The organism is Streptomyces gardneri, assembly GCF_006539185.1.
Classification (GTDB): Bacteria; Actinomycetota; Actinomycetes; order Streptomycetales; family Streptomycetaceae; genus Streptomyces; species Streptomyces gardneri.
The window spans coordinates 38000-52569 of record NZ_BJMN01000045.1 but is presented as its reverse complement, the minus strand read 5'-3'; the positions used below and the strand labels follow the sequence as shown (position 1 = coordinate 52569).

Genomic DNA, 14570 nt, shown 5'->3' with positions numbered 1-14570 from the left:
GATCCGTATGGCGTGGGCATGGGGCGACGATACGCGCTAATCGGACAATTTTCTCTTAGCGATCATTCCGGCGCGCCGGAATGATCGCCACCGGGAGAGCCGGGGACGGCCCGCCCCTCACATCCGGGAGACGTTCCGCTCGTACACCAGCCGCAGGCCGATCAGGGTCAGCCAGGGCTCGTGCTCGTCGATCTCCGTCGACTCGCCGAGGACCATCGGGGCGAGACCGCCCGTGGCGATGACGGTGACGTCGGAGGGGTCGCCGTTCGGGCCGACGAGTTCGCGCTTCATCCGGGCGACGACGCCGTCGACCTGGCCCGCGTAGCCGAAGATGATGCCCGACTGCATCGCCTCGACCGTGTTCTTGCCGATCACGTTCCGCGGACGGGCCAGCTCGATCTTGCGGAGCATGGCGCCCTTCACGCCCAGCGCCTCGACCGAGATCTCGATGCCCGGCGCGATCGCCCCGCCCGCGTACTCGCCGCGCGCGGTGACCGCGTCGTACGTCGTCGCCGTGCCGAAGTCGACGACGATCGCCGGACCGCCGTACAGCTCGACCGCCGCGGCCGCGTTGATGACGCGGTCCGCACCGACCTCCTTGGGGTTGTCGGTGATGACCGGGACGCCCGTCTTGACGCCCGGCTCCACCAGGACCGCCGGCACGTCCCCGTAGTACCGGCGGGTCACCTCGCGCAGCTCGTGCAGCACCGAGGGGACCGTCGCGCAGATGGCGATCCCCTCGATGCCGTCGCTCAGCTCGACGCCGAGCAGCGGGTGCATGCCCATGAGGCCCTGGAGCAGGACCGCCATCTCGTCGGCGGTCCGGCGCGGGTCCGTGGAGATCCGCCAGTGCTCGACGATCTCCTCGCCGTCGAAGAGGCCGAGGACCGTGTGCGTGTTGCCGACGTCGATGGTGAGCAGCATCAGGCCCGCACCTCGCGCAGGTCGAGGCCGATGTCGAGGATCGGGGAGGAGTGGGTGAGCCCGCCGACCGCCAGGTAGTCGACGCCGGTCGCCGCGTACGCCGCCGCGTTCTCCAGCGTCAGCCGGCCCGAGGACTCCAGGACGGCGCGGCCCGCGACGATCGCGACGGCCTCCTCTGTCTCGGCCGGGGTGAAGTTGTCCAGCAGGATCAGGTCGGCGCCCGCGTCCAGGACCTCGCGGACCTGGTGCATCGTGTCGACCTCGACCTCGATCGGCACCTCGGGGAACAGCTCGCGTACGGCCTTGAAGGCCTGCGCCACGCCGCCGGCCGCCACCACGTGGTTGTCCTTCACGAGGGCCGCGTCGGAGAGCGACATGCGGTGGTTGACGCCGCCGCCGCAGCGCACCGCGTACTTCTCCAGGGCGCGCAGGCCCGGGGTCGTCTTGCGGGTGTCGCGGACCTTGGCCTTCGTGCCCTCCAGGGCGTCCGCCCACGCGCGCGTGGCCGTGGCGATGCCGGAGAGACGACAGAGGATGTTGAGCGCGCTGCGCTCGCCGGTGAGCAGGTCACGGGTGCGGGCGGTGACGCTGAGGAGCGTCTGCCCGGCCTCGACGCGCTCGCCGTCCTCGACGTGCCGCTCGACCTCGAACTCGTCCGCGCACACGATCGACAGGACGGCCTCGGCGACCCGCAGACCGGCGACGACACCGGCCTCGCGGGCGGCGAAGTCGGCGGTGGCGACGGCGTCCTCGGGGACGGTCGCCACGGTCGTCACGTCCACGCCGCCGTCGAGGTCCTCGGCGATCGCGAGGTGGGCGATGTCCTCGACCTGTACGGGGTCGAGGCCGGCGTCCGCCAGCAGCTCGGCGAGCGCGGGGTCGAGCCCGCACTCGAACTCCTCGGCACCGCCGCAGCCGCAGCCGTCGCCGCAGCCGCCGGCCTCCGCGTCCGCGGTGGGGGCGCTGATCTGGATCAGAGGGACGTCCACGGGCTCGGGACGACTCTCCTCGGGCGTGCTCGGCGTGGTCACTTACGGCTCCCTGGGGCGTCGGCGGTCGGGGGGAAGTCAGCGGTGTCGGTGGTGCGGACGTCGAGGGTCCGCTCCGGGGTGAGGCGGACGACGAGGTGCCGCCGCCAGGCCGTGTCGTCCCGGTCGGGGTGGTCCTCGCGCCAGTGGCAGCCGCGGGTCTCCTCGCGGCGACGGGCGGCGGCGACCAGGACACGGGCGACGCACAGCAGGTTGGTGGTCTCCCAGGACTCCACGCCGGGCTCGGCCGACTTGGTGTCGTCGCTGCCGCCCGCCAGGGCGTCGCTGTGCAGGGCGTCGAGGGCCTCGGCGGCCTCCCGCAGGCTGCCCGCGGAGCGGAGCACGCCCGCGCCGGCCGTCATGACCCGCTGGATACGGGTGCGGGCACCGGCGACCGGCAGGGGCAGGGTCACCGGGACCGGGTGCGGCACGGCGGCACCGGGCACGCGCGGCGCGGCCGCCGTGATCTCCTCGGCGATCCGCTCGGCGAAGACCAGGCCCTCCAGGAGCGAGTTCGACGCGAGCCGGTTGGCGCCGTGGACGCCCGTGCAGGCGACCTCGCCGCACGCGTACAGACCCGGGACCGTGGTCCGGCCGCGCAGGTCCGTGCGGATGCCGCCGGAGGCGTAGTGCGCGGCGGGGGCGACCGGGATCGGCTCGGTCACCGGGTCGATGCCGTGGAGGCGGCAGGCCGCCAGGATCGTCGGGAAGCGCTCCGCCCACATCTCGGCGCCGAAGTGGCGGCCGTCGAGGTACATGTGCTCGGTGCCCTGCTCCTGCATCCGCCGCGTGATCGCCTTGGCGACGATGTCGCGGGGCGCGAGCTCGGCCAGCTCGTGCTGCCCGAGCATGAAGCGGACCCCGTCGGCGTCGACCAGGTACGCGCCCTCGCCCCGGACCGCCTCGGAGACCAGCGGCTGCTGGCCCTCGGCGCCGGCGCCGAGGAAGAGCACCGTCGGGTGGAACTGGACGAACTCCAGGTCGGAGACCTCGGCCCCGGCGCGCAGCGCGAGCGCGACCCCGTCGCCGGTGGAGACCGCCGGGTTGGTGGTGGCGGAGAAGACCTGGCCCATGCCGCCGGTGGCGAGGACCACGGCGGGGGCGTGGACGGCTCCGACGCCGTCGTGCTGGCCCTCGCCCATGACGTGCAGGGTCACACCCGCCGTCCGGCCCTCGGCGTCCGTCAGGAGGTCCAGGACGAGCGCGTGCTCGATGAAGCGCACTCCCCCGTCCCGTATCGCCTCGACCAGGGCCCGGGAGATCTCCGCGCCGGTCGCGTCGCCGCCGGCGTGCGCGATCCGGCGGCGGTGGTGGCCGCCCTCACGGGTCAGCGCGATCTCGCCCTCGGCGGTCTTGTCGAAGTCGGCGCCGGTCGCGATGAGGCGGCGCACGGCCTCGGGGCCCTCCGTGACGAGCAGCCGTACGGCCTCCTCGTCGCAGAGCCCGGCACCGGCGACGAGGGTGTCGTCGAGGTGCTGCTCGGGGGTGTCGCCCTCGCCGAGCGCGGCGGCGATGCCGCCCTGGGCCCAGCGGGTGGAGCCGTCGTCGAGCCGGGCCTTGGTGACGACGACGGTACGGAGCCCGGCGGCGGTGCAGCGCAGGGCGGCGGTGAGGCCCGCGACGCCCGAGCCGACCACGACGACATCGGCGTCGATGGCCCAGCCCGGCGCGGGCGCGTGCAGCCGTATTCCGGTCACTTGGTGGCTCCGAAGGTCAGGGGGATGTTGTCGATGAGCCGCGTGGTCCCCACCCGCGCGGCGACGGCGAGGACCGCCTCGCCGTCGTGGTCGTCGGCGACCTCGGTGAAGTCGGCCGGGTCGACCAGGGCCAGGTAGTCGAGGGTGAGCGGCGGCTCGGCCTTCGCCGCGTCGTCGAGGACGGTGCGGGCCGCGGCCCGGACGGCTTCGGCGCCGCCGCGCTCGGCCGCCTGCGCGACCGCGTGGGCGTCGGCGGCGGCCCGGGCCTCGCCGAGCCGCGAGAGCGCCTCCGCGCGGTTCTCGGCCCGGCCCTGGGCGCCCGGCAGGGAGGTGGCACGCGCGCGCAGCGCCTCCTGGGCGGCGAGCCGGTCACGGGCGGCGAACAGCGCGCCGGACAGCGCGAGGGCCGTACGGCGCTCCTCGGCCGACAGGTAGCGGTTACGGCTGGAGAGGGCGAGGCCGTCGGTCTCGCGGACGGTCTCCACGCCGACGATCTCGACCGGGAAGTTCAGGTCGCGGGCCATGCGGCGGATCAGGGCCAGCTGCTGGGCGTCCTTCTGGCCGAAGAAGGCCAGGTCGGGCGAGGTGAGGTGGAGGAGCTTGGCGACGACGGTCAGCATGCCGTCGAAGTGGCCGGGCCGGGAGGAGCCTTCGAGGCGCTCGCCCATGGGGCCCGCGGTGATCCGGACCTGCGGCTCGCCGCCCGGGTAGACCTCGTCGACGGAGGGCGCGAAGACGACGCTCGCACCGGCGTCGAAGGCCAGCTCCAGGTCGGCGTCGAGGGTGCGGGGGTAGCGGTCGAGGTCCTCGCCGGCGCCGAACTGCAGCGGGTTGACGAAGACGGTGACGACGACGAAGCCCCGGGCGCCGACGCGCTCGCGGGCGGCGCGGATCAGGGTGGCGTGGCCGTCGTGGAGGGCGCCCATGGTCATGACGACGGCGTTTCCGCCGGGCAGGCCGTGGTGGGCGGCGGCGTCCTCGAGGTCCTCGACCGTGGGCACCAGCTCGGCCGGCTGGTGGCGGACGGGCCTGCCGCCGTCGGCGCTCTTGCGGGCGAACAGGGTCATCACTCTTCTCCTCGCGGCCCGTCGGCTGCGGTGGTGCTGTCGGCGGCGAGCACGCCCAGCAGGTCCTCGGCCAGCTCGGGCTTGAGCAGGCCGTGCGCGAGCGCCCGGTCGGCGGTCGTGCGGGCCATCGCCAGATAGCCGGCGACGGTGCCGGGCGCGTGCTTGCGCAGCTCGGCGACGTGGGCGGCGACCGTACCGGCGTCACCGCGCGCGACGGGTCCGGTGAGGGCCGCGTCCCCGGACCGCAGGGCGTTGTCCAGGGCGGCGCCGAGGAGCGGGCCGAGCATCCGGTCGGGCGCGGCGACGCCGGCCTTGCGGAGCAGCTCCATCGACTGGGCCACCAGGGTGACCAGGTGGTTCGCGCCGAGGGCCAGGGCCGCGTGGTAGAGCGGGCGGGCGTCCTCGGCGATCCACTCGGGCTCGCCGCCCATCTCGATGACCAGGGCCTCGGCCGCGAGCCGCAGCTCCTCGGGCGCGGTCACCCCGAAGGAGCAGCCGGCCAGGCGCTGGACGTCCACGGCGGTGCCGGTGAAGGTCATCGCGGGGTGCAGGGCGAGCGGAAGGGCGCCGGCCCGGCGGGCGGGGTCGAGGACCCGTACGCCGTACCGCCCGGAGGTGTGGACGAGCAGCTGTCCCGGCCGTACGGCTCCGGTGTCGGCGAGGCCCTCGACCAGACCCGGCAGGGCGTCGTCCGGGACCGTCAGGAGGACGAGGTCGGCGAGCGCCAGGACGCGGGCGGGCTCGACGACCGGGACGTCGGGCAGGAGCTCGGCGGCGCGGCGCCGGGAGCGGTCGGAGACCGCCGAGACGGCGACGGGGCGGTGGCCCGCGAGCTGGAGCGAGGCGGCGAGGGCGGGGCCCACACGGCCCGCGCCGACGACTCCGACGGTGAGCCGGGCGGGACGGTCCTCGGGGCGGGGCTCTGGTCGCGGCTCTGGCGCTGCTGATGCGTTCACGATGGGGACGGCCTTCCGTTCCAGTCCTCGGCGGGTACCGGACGATTTCTGGTCATGCTACGCCAGCGTTTCGCGCTCCTCCCGTGGCTGTCCACAGGGTGTGGGCGGCGGTGTGATGATCGCCCCATGGACATGAACGCAGATGTGGATCCCGCGGATTCCGGGGATTCCGCGGACGAGGAAGCGCTCCGGCCGTACCGGGCGAAGCTCTGGGCCGGCGCCGAGCGGAGGCTGTGGCACACCTCCGTCGAAGGGACGGTCGGACAGCGGCTGCGCGAGCTCCTCGACTGGGCGGAGAGCGAAGGCCACGCGGACGACCCCGTCGACATGTACGGCAACGGGATCGTGGAGGAGGTCGAGCGGCGTGTGGCCGAGGAGCTCGGCCTGCCCGCCGCCGTGTTCTTCCCGACCGGCACGATGGCCCAGCAGGTCGCCCTGCGCTGCTGGGCCGGGCGCACCGGCAACCCCGTCGTCGGCCTCCACCCGCTCGCCCACCCCGAGGTCCACGAGGGCGGCGCGTTCGGGGCCGTCTCCGGGCTCCGTACGGTCCACCTGACCGACGCGCCGCGGCTGCCGACGGCCGAGGAGGTGCGCGACCACCCGGAGCCCTTCGGGACGCTGATGCTGGAGCTGCCGCTGCGCGACGCCGGCTTCGTCCTGCCGTCCTGGGACGAGCTGACGGAGGTGGTCGAGGCGGCCAGGGAGCGGGACGCGGTCGTCCACTTCGACGGGGCGCGCCTGTGGGAGTGCACGACGCTTTTCGGCCGTGGTCTGCCCGAGATCGCGGGGCTCGCCGACAGCGTGTACGTCTCGTTCTACAAGTCCCTCGGCGGCCTGTCCGGGGCCGCGCTCGCGGGTCCCGAGGACGTCATGGAGGAGGCGCGGGTCTGGCGGCACCGGTACGGAGGCCTGGTCGCCCAGCAGTACCCGGCGGCGCTCTCCGCGCTCCGCGGCCTCGCCGTCGAGCTGCCCCTGCTGCCCTCGTACGTGCGGCACGCGCGCGTGGTGGCCGAGGCGGTGCGGGAGGAGTTCGCGGCGGCGGGCGTCGTCTGGTCCCGGGTCCACCCGGAGGTCCCGCACACCCACCAGTTCCAGGTCTGGCTCCCGTACGACCCGGAGGTCCTGACGGCCGCGGCCGCCGCCCAGACCGAGGCCACCGGGACGGCCCTCTTCCGCCGCTGGTTCAGCCCCGGCGCGGGCGGCCCGCCGGGCGTCGCCGTGACGGAGCTGACGGTGACGCGGCCCGGGCTGGAGTGGGCGGCGGAGGACGTACGGGCGGCGGTACGGGACTTCCTGTCCCGGTTCGAGGGCTGAGCGGCCCCGTCAGCAGGAGCGGGGGCGCAGTCGGCGGCGCAGGGCGGTGAGAAGGGCCCCGCGGGCCGGGCGGCCCGCGAGCACCCGCTCGAAGCGGCGGCGGTCGCGGACGGAACGCAGGACGGCCAGGTCATGGGTGCCGGGCGCCGGCGGCAGCGGCTCGCCGAGCCGGTCGGCGCGGTACGTGTCGAAGAGGTACTGGTGCAGCGCGTTCATGACCTCACCGTGCGCCGCGCCCCGGCGGTCCGGCGCGCCGATTGACGGCACCCGTCAAACGGCGCGACACCACCCCCGCCGCACCCCGCACCATGGGGGCGTGAGCGTGACGATCGACATCACCGGACTGCCGCAGGAGCTCATCGTCTTCTGCCCCTCGCCCCTGGCCGAACTGGGCGCCGCCCTGCATGCCCTCTCCGAGCCCGCGCACCACCCCCGGCTCCACGCCTGGACGACCACGACCGCCGCCGCGCTCGAGCCCGAGCTGGCCGACCGGCTCCACGAGGCCGACTTCATGTGGAACTCCACCCGCGCGGACATCCTGCTGCCGGCGCGGCCCCGGGAGACCCTCACCGAGGAGCTGGACGACCTCGACCGCCTGGACGACGAGACGTTCGTGGGCGCGGCGCTGGAGATCTCCTGCAACAGCAAGTACAAGAACGGCGCGCCCTCTCCGCTCGTCGACGAGCGGATGCGCCGCCGCGCCCTCGACCTGGCCGCCGCGCGCGGGCCCCGGCAGGCCACCGTCGTGGAGCGGATGCTGGCCGACCCGCCCGGCACGCGCGCGTGGATCCGGCGGCTCCTGGAGGACTGCGACGAGGCGTTCTTCGCGGACACCTGGCGCCGGGTCAGCGTTCAGCTCGCCGCCGACGCCCGCCACAAGACCGAGCTGATGCGCCGCAAGGGCCTCGCCGAGGCCGTCTCCGCCGCCTCGTCGGCGATGACCCTGGAGGAGGACGAGCGGGGTTCCCGGATCGTCGTCGACAAGCTGGTCCAGGGGCGTACGAGCGCCGAGGGCGCGGGCGTGACGTTCGTGCCGACCGCCTTCGGCTGGCCGCACCTCTTCGCTCCGTACGCACCCGGCTGGCACCCGGTCGTCCAGTACCCCGTGCCCACCCGCGACCTCGGCGGCGCCGCCGCGACCGAGGACGTCAAACTGCGCCTGGAGGCCATCGCCCACCCGATGCGGATGCGGCTCTGCCGCAGCCTGGCCCGCAGCTCGCACACGACGAGCGAGCTGGCCGACGCGTACAACATCACCGCCCCGGAGGTCTCCCGGCACCTCGCCGTCATGAAGAAGGCCGGGCTGATCACCACCCAGCGCCGCGGCCGGTACGTCCTCCACCAGCTCGACGTGTCCGTCGTCGCCCGGCTCGGCAGCGACTTCCTGGAGAGCGTGCTGCGCTAGGGGGTGTCCGGCCCTGATCTGCCGGGAAGGCCCTGGCGGGACCGGCTCAGGCCGCGCCGCCGCCCGCGCGGACCAGGCCCGACTCGTAGGCGAGGACCACGACCTGGACCCGGTCGCGCAGGCCCAGCTTGGTCAGGATCCGGCCCACGTGGGTCTTCACCGTCGCCTCCGAGAGGACGAGCCGCGCCGCGATCTCGCCGTTCGACAGGCCCTGCGCGACCAGCATCATCACCTCGCGCTCCCGGTCCGTGAGGCGCGCGAGCGCGGTGTCGACGGCCCGCGTCTCCGTGCCCGTCGACGGCAGCATCGGCGAGAAGCGGTCGAGGAGCCGGCGGGTCGTCGAGGGCGCCACCACCGCGTCGCCGCTGTGCACCGAACGGATCGCGCCGAGCAGCTCCGCCGGCGGCACGTCCTTCAGCATGAAGCCGCTCGCGCCCGCCTTCAGGCCCGAGAACGCGTACTCGTCGAGGTCGAACGTGGTCAGGATCAGCACCTTCGGCGCGTCCGGCTGCGAGCAGATCCGCCGGGTCGTCTCCACCCCGTCCAGCTTCGGCATGCGCACGTCCATCAGGACGACGTCGACCGCCGTGGCGCGCAGCACCTCAAGGGCTTCGACCCCGTCGCCCGCCTCCGCCACGACCTCCATGTCCGGCTGGGCGGCGAGCACCATACGGAAACCGGTACGCAGCAGCACCTGGTCGTCGACGAGCATCACGCGGATGGACATGTCAGGAAGATCCTCTTCTAGTGAGCGGGCTTGAGGGGAAGCAGGGCGCTGATCCGGAAACCACCGCCGGGGCGCGGCCCCGCGTCCAGCGTGCCGCCGACCATGCCGACCCGCTCGCGCATCCCGATCAGACCATGGCCGCGCCCGTCGGCGCCGCCGTCCTCGTACATCTCCTGCGGAGCGCCGCGGCCGTCGTCCTCGACGAGCAGTCCGAGGCCGTCGTCGAAGTAGACAAGACGGACGCTCGCGCCGACGTCGGGACCGCCGTGCTTGCGCGTGTTGGTGAGCGCCTCCTGCACGATCCGGTACGCGGTGAGCTCGACGCCGCTGGGCAGCGGGCGCGGGCTCCCCTCGATCGCGAAGTCGACGGTGAGGCCGGCGCCCCGGACCTGCTCGACGAGGTCCTCGATCTGCTGGACGTCGGGCTGGGGCACGTACTCGCCGGCCTCCTGGTGCTCGCCGGTGCGCAGGATGCCGAGGAGGCGGCGCATCTCGGCGAGGGCCTGCCGGCCCGTGGTGGAGATCGTCTCCAGGGCCTGCTTGGCGGTCTCCGGGGAGGAGTCCATGACGTAGGCGGCGCCGTCGGCCTGGACGACCATCACCGACACGTTGTGCGCGACGACGTCGTGCAGCTCGCGGGCGATCCGGGCGCGCTCGGCGGCGACCGCGACCTTGGCCTGGGCCTCGCGCTCCTGCTCCAGGCGGGAGGCGCGCTCCTCCAGCTGCGCGAAGTAGGCGCGGCGGGTGCGGAGCGAGTCGCCGAGGACCCAGGCGAGCGCGAACGGCACGGTCATGATGACCGTGAAGAAGATCGTCGCCGCGACGGAGTCGATGCCGTCCATGGGCCATCTCAGCTGCGAGAGCGTGGAGGCGCTCAGTCCGCCGACGAGGGCGAGGCGGGAGGCCCAGCGGGGTCCGTCGTGCGCCGCGACCGTGAAGACGATCACGAGCATGGCGAAGTCGGCGATGAACGGTTCCAGGCCGAAGACGAGCTGGACGAGGCCGAGGGCGACCGTCAGCAGCAGCATCTTCTCCGGGGCGCGTCGGCGCAGGGCCACGACCAGGGAGAAGAGCACGGCGACCACCCCGAACGCGAGGGGGTTGCCGACCGCCGGGTAGGTCGTCCCCACCCACAGCAGGGAGAACCCGAGGAGGACGACGGCCCAGAAGGTGTCGACGCCCGTCGGGTGTCTGCGGATGAAGTCGTAGAGGCGCTGCACGTCACCCAGAGTAGGGAAAGCCGATAGGTGCAGGGATCAACCGTTGGGCCGATCCTTGACGACGGGCCCGTACTCCCCGAGGTGGAGACTGGGGCGCGTGACGGATGACGTGACGGGTGAGACGTGTCAGTGGCAGGGGTGGCGCGAGGCCACGGAACGGGCGCTGTACGGCCCCGGGGGCTTCTATCTGCGCCCTGAGGGGCCCGCAGGGCATTTCCGCACGTCGGTGCATGCCTCCGCGCTGTTCGCGGGGGCCGTGGCCCGGCTGCTCGGCGAGGTCGCGGAGGAGCTGGGGACGGCCGAGGTCGATCTCGTGGACGTGGGCGCGGGCCGGGGCGAGCTGCTGACGGCGGTGCTCGCGGCGACCGAGGGGGCCGCGGGGCCGGGCCTCGCCGTCCGGGCGTACGCGGTCGAGCGTGCTCCCCGTCCGGCGGGGCTCGACGAGCGGGTCGTCTGGACGGACCGGCTGCCGGAGCCGGGGAGCGTGCGCGGGCTCCTCTTCGCGAACGAGTGGCTCGACAACGTGCCGGTGGACGTGGCCGAGGCCGACGCGGCGGGCGTCGCCCGGTACGTGGAGGTCCGCGCGGACGGTACGGAGCGGCTCGGCGCGCCCGTCGCGGGCCCCGACGCGGAGTGGCTGGCCCGCTGGTGGCCGCTGCGGGAGCCCGGCGCGCGGGCCGAGATCGGGCGGCCCCGGGACGAGGCGTGGGCGGCGGCGGTGGGCTCGCTCGCGGCGGGCCGCGCGGTGGCCGTCGACTACGGGCACGTACGGGACTCCCGGCCGCCCTTCGGCACCCTGACCGGCTTCCGGGCCGGCCGCGAGGTGCCGCCGGTCCCGGACGGCGGCTGCGACGTGACGGCCCACGTGGCGGTGGACGCGTGCGCGGAGGCGGGCGCGAGGGCCGGGGGCTCGGGCGCGAGGGCCGGGGGCTCGGGCTCGGGGGGCGCGGGCTCGGGCTCGGAGCCCGCGGGCGGCGCAGGCGCGGGTGGCGGCGCGGAGCTGCTCACACAGCGGGACGTCCTGCAGCGGCTCGGGGTGTCCGGGGGGCGTCCGCCGCTCTCCCTGGCCTCGACGGATCCCGCCGGCTACGTCCGCGCGCTCGCCGCCGCCGGCGAGGCCGCCGAACTGACCGCCCGCGGCGGACTGGGCGATTTCCACTGGCTGGTCCAGCGGGTCCGGCCCGCCGCCGGGTGACCCGTGGGCGGGGGACGCGGGGCAGGGGATACTGTCCCGCATGACGGAGACGACGGTCGGAATCGGCGGCGCGGCGGAGAGCACCGACATGGTGCTGAACATCGGCCCGCAGCACCCCTCGACCCATGGCGTGCTCCGCCTCCGGCTCGTGCTCGACGGCGAGGTCGTCCAGCAGGCCGAGCCGGTGATCGGCTACATGCACCGCGGCGCCGAGAAGCTCTTCGAGGCGCGTGACTACCGGCAGATCATCATGCTGGCCAACCGTCACGACTGGCTCTCCGCCTTCTCCAACGAGCTCGGGGTCGTCATGGCCGTCGAGCGGATGCTGGGCATGGAGGTCCCCGAGCGCGCCGTGTGGACCCGTACGCTCCTCGCCGAGCTGAACCGGGTCCTCAACCACCTCATGTTCCTCGGCTCGTACCCCCTCGAACTGGGCGGGATCACCCCGGTCTTCCACGCCTTCCGGGAGCGCGAGGAGCTCCAGGCCGTGATGGAGGAGGTCTCCGGCGGCCGGATGCACTACATGTTCAACCGGGTCGGCGGCCTCAAGGAGGACCTGCCCGCCGGCTGGCTGGGGCGGGCGCGCCAGGCCGTCGCGGACGTCCGGTCGCGGATGGACGTGTACGACCGGCTGGTCCTCGGCAACGAGATCTTCCGGGGCCGTACGCGCGGGGTCGGCGTCCTGTCGCAGGCCGCGGTCCACGCGTACGGGGTGTCCGGGCCGATCGCCCGCGCCTCGGGCGTCGACTTCGACCTGCGCCGTGACGAGCCGTACCTCGCCTACGGGGAGCTCCAGGACACGCTGCGGGTCGCCGTACGCGAGGAGGGCGACTGCCTGGCGCGCTTCGAGTGCCTGCTCGACCAGACGCACAACGCCCTGGACCTGGCGGACGCCTGCCTGGACCGGATCGCCGATCTGCCGCAGGGCCCGATCAACCAGCGGCTGCCGAAGGTGCTGAAGGCGCCGGAGGGCCACACGTACGCCTGGACGGAGAACCCGCTCGGCGTCAACGGCTACTACCTGGTCTCCAAGGGCGAGAAGACGCCGTACCGGCTGAAGCTCCGCTCGGCGTCGTTCAACAACATCCAGGCGCTGGTCGAGCTGCTGCCTGGGACGCTCGTCGCCGACATGGTCGCGATCCTCGGCTCGCTGTTCTTCGTCGTCGGCGACATCGACAAGTAGGCGGGCCGACCTGGCGGGCCGGGCAGGTACGCCGGGCTCAGGCCCGGCGCATCACGACGTAGTCGCGCTCTTCCTTGCCGGGGCGCAGGCGGTCCACGACCTTCCAGCCCCAGCGCGTGTACCGGTCCGTCAGTTCCGGTACGTCGAGGGTCATGAGCAGGGCCGGTCCCGGCGACCCGACCACGAGCAGCCCGTCGTGGAGGGCGCGGCCGATGCCCAGCCCCTGGCTGCCGGGCGCGACGACCAGCTCGACGAGTTCGAAGGTGGGCTCGTCGCCGGACAGCGCGGTGTCGGTCCATCCGGCCGCGAAGCCGAGCAGGGCGGCGCCGGCATCGTCCGGGTCGTCCGCGGCGTACGCGGCGGCCGCGCAGAAGTCGTCCCTCCGCACGGCGTTGTCGAGCAGCCGGTCCACGGTCCGTACGGCGCCGAGCGGGGGCTCGTGCCAGGGGGAACCGCCGAAGGCCTGGGCGCACAGGGCGATCAGCTCCTCGCGGCGGCGGACCGCCTCGGCCGCCGTGAGGAGGGCGAGGCGGTACGTCACGAGTTGACCGCGCCGCGCAGCTCGGCCACGTCGAGCTGCTCCGTCTCGTCGTGCGCGGTCAGGTCGATGACCTCACCGATCGTCCGGGGCGCCGCCGGCGCCGGAGGCGCGAGCGGGGCGAGCGGGGCGAGCGGGACGAGGAACGGGGTCTCGGCGGCCAGGGCCTCTTCGAGGACCTCCTCGCCCACGACGTCGGCGAGGTCGGTGTTCTGCACGGCCTCGATGGCCGCCGCCACCTTCTGCGTACCGAAGAAGTCGAACCCGCCCTCGGGGCGCGGGACAGGCCTGCGGGCCGCGTACGGGACGATCGCCGCGGCCCGCGGGACGGCGGGCACGCGCGCGATCCCGGTGGGCGCGACGGGCACGGGGGCGGGGGCATCGGCGGGCGCGGAGGCACCATCGGCCGCGGGGTCCGCCGCCGAGTCCTCCGAGGAGGGCGCGGCGGTCAGTGCCGCCGGCTCCGGGGCGGGCCCGAGGGCGGGGGCGGCCGTACGGCTGTGCTGCTCGGTCCCGGCGGCCGCCGCGTGCTTCCCCTGCGGTTCCTCCGTCTCACGGGCCCGCTCGGCGAGGTCCCGCTCGCGGGCCGCCTCGGCGGTGCGCCGGGCGTGCTGGGCCGCGGCGTTGCGCGGAAGGTCCCGCAGGGCCTGGGCGGCCTTGCGGTACGCCTCCGGGGTGGGCGCGGACCCGGCGGCGGGCAGGGCCTTCGCCCCGGTGCCGGCCGCCTCGGCGGTGGTGGTCGCCTCCAGGGCGAGGACGCGGCGGCCCTCCAGGGCGCTCGCGCGCTCGGTCTCCGCGGTGGCGTACCGGCGGAGGAGGTCGGCGTGCTCGCCGCGCAGCCCGGCGAGCTCGACGCGCTTGGCGCGGAGCTTGGCGTCGAGCCGGGTCCGCAGGCCGCGGGACTCCTCCAGGTCGGACTCCAGCTCGGCGACCCGCTCCTCGGCCTTCCACTGGTCGGCGGTGCGGGCCCGGTTCAGCTCGGCGACGCGGGCGCCGGCGCTCCGGTCCCAACTGCGCATGAGGACGGCACCGGTGACGGCCGCGGCCGCGGCGGCGACCGCGAGCAGCCGCACGACCAGGAGGTCTCCGGGCAGCCAGACGACCGCGGCGCACACGACCGCGGCGCCTGCGACCGCGGAAGGCGGCAGCAACTTGTGCAGAGGCGGGGAATGGCGGTGGCGTCCACGTGGCATGGCCTGAAATTTACCGTGCGTAGGCGCCATGTGGGGTGTCGGCCCGGCAATCTCTTGGCCACTTCTCGCCAGAAGAAGTGGTGATGCACCCTTCCGGTTCCGTTTCGGGCCGACTCCCCTCAC

Annotated in this window: 14 protein-coding genes; 4 read left to right on the top strand and 10 right to left on the bottom strand. The window is 74.5% G+C overall.

Annotation, left to right across the window (positions count from 1 at the left end):
* Positions 1-117: 117 nt before the first annotated feature.
* Genes SGA01_RS30870 through SGA01_RS30850 form a run of 5 tightly spaced genes read right to left on the bottom strand, consistent with a single transcriptional unit; the run spans position 118 to position 5672 of the window.
* On the bottom strand, positions 118-924 hold the full coding sequence (locus SGA01_RS30870; protein WP_055642791.1) for a type III pantothenate kinase: 807 nt from the start codon (positions 922-924) through the stop codon (positions 118-120).
* Positions 924-1955, bottom strand: a complete 1032-nt coding sequence (gene nadC, locus SGA01_RS30865) for a carboxylating nicotinate-nucleotide diphosphorylase (RefSeq protein ID WP_141300575.1) — start codon at positions 1953-1955, stop codon at positions 924-926. Before nadC ends, SGA01_RS30870 begins: the two co-directional genes overlap by 1 nt.
* Positions 1952-3649, bottom strand: coding sequence for an L-aspartate oxidase (locus SGA01_RS30860; protein ID WP_141300573.1), 1698 nt, complete (start codon positions 3647-3649; stop codon positions 1952-1954). The genes nadC and SGA01_RS30860 overlap by 4 nt, the downstream gene beginning before the upstream one ends.
* On the bottom strand, positions 3646-4716 hold the full coding sequence (panC, locus tag SGA01_RS30855; protein ID WP_141300571.1) for a pantoate--beta-alanine ligase: 1071 nt from the start codon (positions 4714-4716) through the stop codon (positions 3646-3648). The genes SGA01_RS30860 and panC overlap by 4 nt, the downstream gene beginning before the upstream one ends.
* On the bottom strand, positions 4716-5672 hold the full coding sequence (locus SGA01_RS30850) for a Rossmann-like and DUF2520 domain-containing protein (protein WP_141300569.1): 957 nt from the start codon (positions 5670-5672) through the stop codon (positions 4716-4718). Before SGA01_RS30850 ends, panC begins: the two co-directional genes overlap by 1 nt.
* A gap of 126 nt (positions 5673-5798) precedes the next feature.
* Here SGA01_RS30850 and SGA01_RS30845 point away from each other — a divergent pair, with 126 nt between their 5' ends.
* Entirely contained in the window at positions 5799-6986 is a 1188-nt protein-coding gene (locus tag SGA01_RS30845) for a threonine aldolase family protein (protein ID WP_141300567.1), read from the top strand.
* Positions 6987-6995: 9 nt separating this feature from the next.
* Here the strand turns inward: SGA01_RS30845 and SGA01_RS30840 are convergent, their stop codons facing one another.
* Positions 6996-7202 (bottom strand): hypothetical protein, encoded by a 207-nt coding sequence (locus SGA01_RS30840; RefSeq protein ID WP_141300565.1) that lies wholly within the window; start codon positions 7200-7202, stop codon positions 6996-6998.
* A 106-nt stretch (positions 7203-7308) separates the two neighbouring features.
* Here SGA01_RS30840 and SGA01_RS30835 point away from each other — a divergent pair, with 106 nt between their 5' ends.
* A complete protein-coding gene (locus SGA01_RS30835) occupies positions 7309-8391 on the top strand; it encodes a DUF5937 family protein (protein ID WP_229918260.1) in 1083 nt (360 codons plus the stop codon).
* A gap of 46 nt (positions 8392-8437) precedes the next feature.
* On the opposite strand, the gene SGA01_RS30830 is transcribed toward SGA01_RS30835, so the two are convergent.
* Positions 8438-9118, bottom strand: coding sequence for a response regulator (locus SGA01_RS30830; protein ID WP_141300561.1), 681 nt, complete (start codon positions 9116-9118; stop codon positions 8438-8440).
* Between the two features lie 17 nt (positions 9119-9135).
* Positions 9136-10338, bottom strand: a complete 1203-nt coding sequence (locus SGA01_RS30825) for a sensor histidine kinase (RefSeq protein WP_141300559.1) — start codon at positions 10336-10338, stop codon at positions 9136-9138.
* Positions 10339-10435: 97 nt separating this feature from the next.
* On the opposite strand from SGA01_RS30825, the gene SGA01_RS30820 reads away from it, so the two are divergent.
* On the top strand, positions 10436-11533 hold the full coding sequence (locus tag SGA01_RS30820; protein WP_229918249.1) for an SAM-dependent methyltransferase: 1098 nt from the start codon (positions 10436-10438) through the stop codon (positions 11531-11533).
* Positions 11534-11573: 40 nt separating this feature from the next.
* Positions 11574-12716 (top strand): NADH-quinone oxidoreductase subunit D, encoded by a 1143-nt coding sequence (locus SGA01_RS30815; RefSeq protein ID WP_141300557.1) that lies wholly within the window; start codon positions 11574-11576, stop codon positions 12714-12716.
* Positions 12717-12753: 37 nt separating this feature from the next.
* On the opposite strand, the gene SGA01_RS30810 is transcribed toward SGA01_RS30815, so the two are convergent.
* Entirely contained in the window at positions 12754-13257 is a 504-nt protein-coding gene (locus tag SGA01_RS30810; RefSeq protein WP_141300555.1) for a GNAT family N-acetyltransferase, read from the bottom strand.
* Entirely contained in the window at positions 13254-14447 is a 1194-nt protein-coding gene (locus tag SGA01_RS30805) for a hypothetical protein (RefSeq protein ID WP_141300553.1), read from the bottom strand. The genes SGA01_RS30810 and SGA01_RS30805 overlap by 4 nt, the downstream gene beginning before the upstream one ends.
* Positions 14448-14570: the final 123 nt, after the last annotated feature.

Bases quoted from the DNA above. Each gene is read 5' to 3' on its own strand.
- SGA01_RS30870 (WP_055642791.1), bottom strand. From the start codon at position 924: ATGCTGCTCACCATCGACGTCGGCAACACGCACACGGTCCTCGGCCTC.
- panC (WP_141300571.1), bottom strand. From the start codon at position 4,716: ATGACCCTGTTCGCCCGCAAGAGCGCCGACGGCGGCAGGCCCGTCCGC.
- SGA01_RS30845 (WP_141300567.1), top strand. From the start codon at position 5,799: ATGGACATGAACGCAGATGTGGATCCCGCGGATTCCGGGGATTCCGCG.
- SGA01_RS30840 (WP_141300565.1), bottom strand. From the start codon at position 7,202: ATGAACGCGCTGCACCAGTACCTCTTCGACACGTACCGCGCCGACCGG.
- SGA01_RS30830 (WP_141300561.1), bottom strand. From the start codon at position 9,118: ATGTCCATCCGCGTGATGCTCGTCGACGACCAGGTGCTGCTGCGTACC.
- SGA01_RS30815 (WP_141300557.1), top strand. From the start codon at position 11,574: ATGACGGAGACGACGGTCGGAATCGGCGGCGCGGCGGAGAGCACCGAC.
- SGA01_RS30805 (WP_141300553.1), bottom strand. From the start codon at position 14,447: ATGCCACGTGGACGCCACCGCCATTCCCCGCCTCTGCACAAGTTGCTG.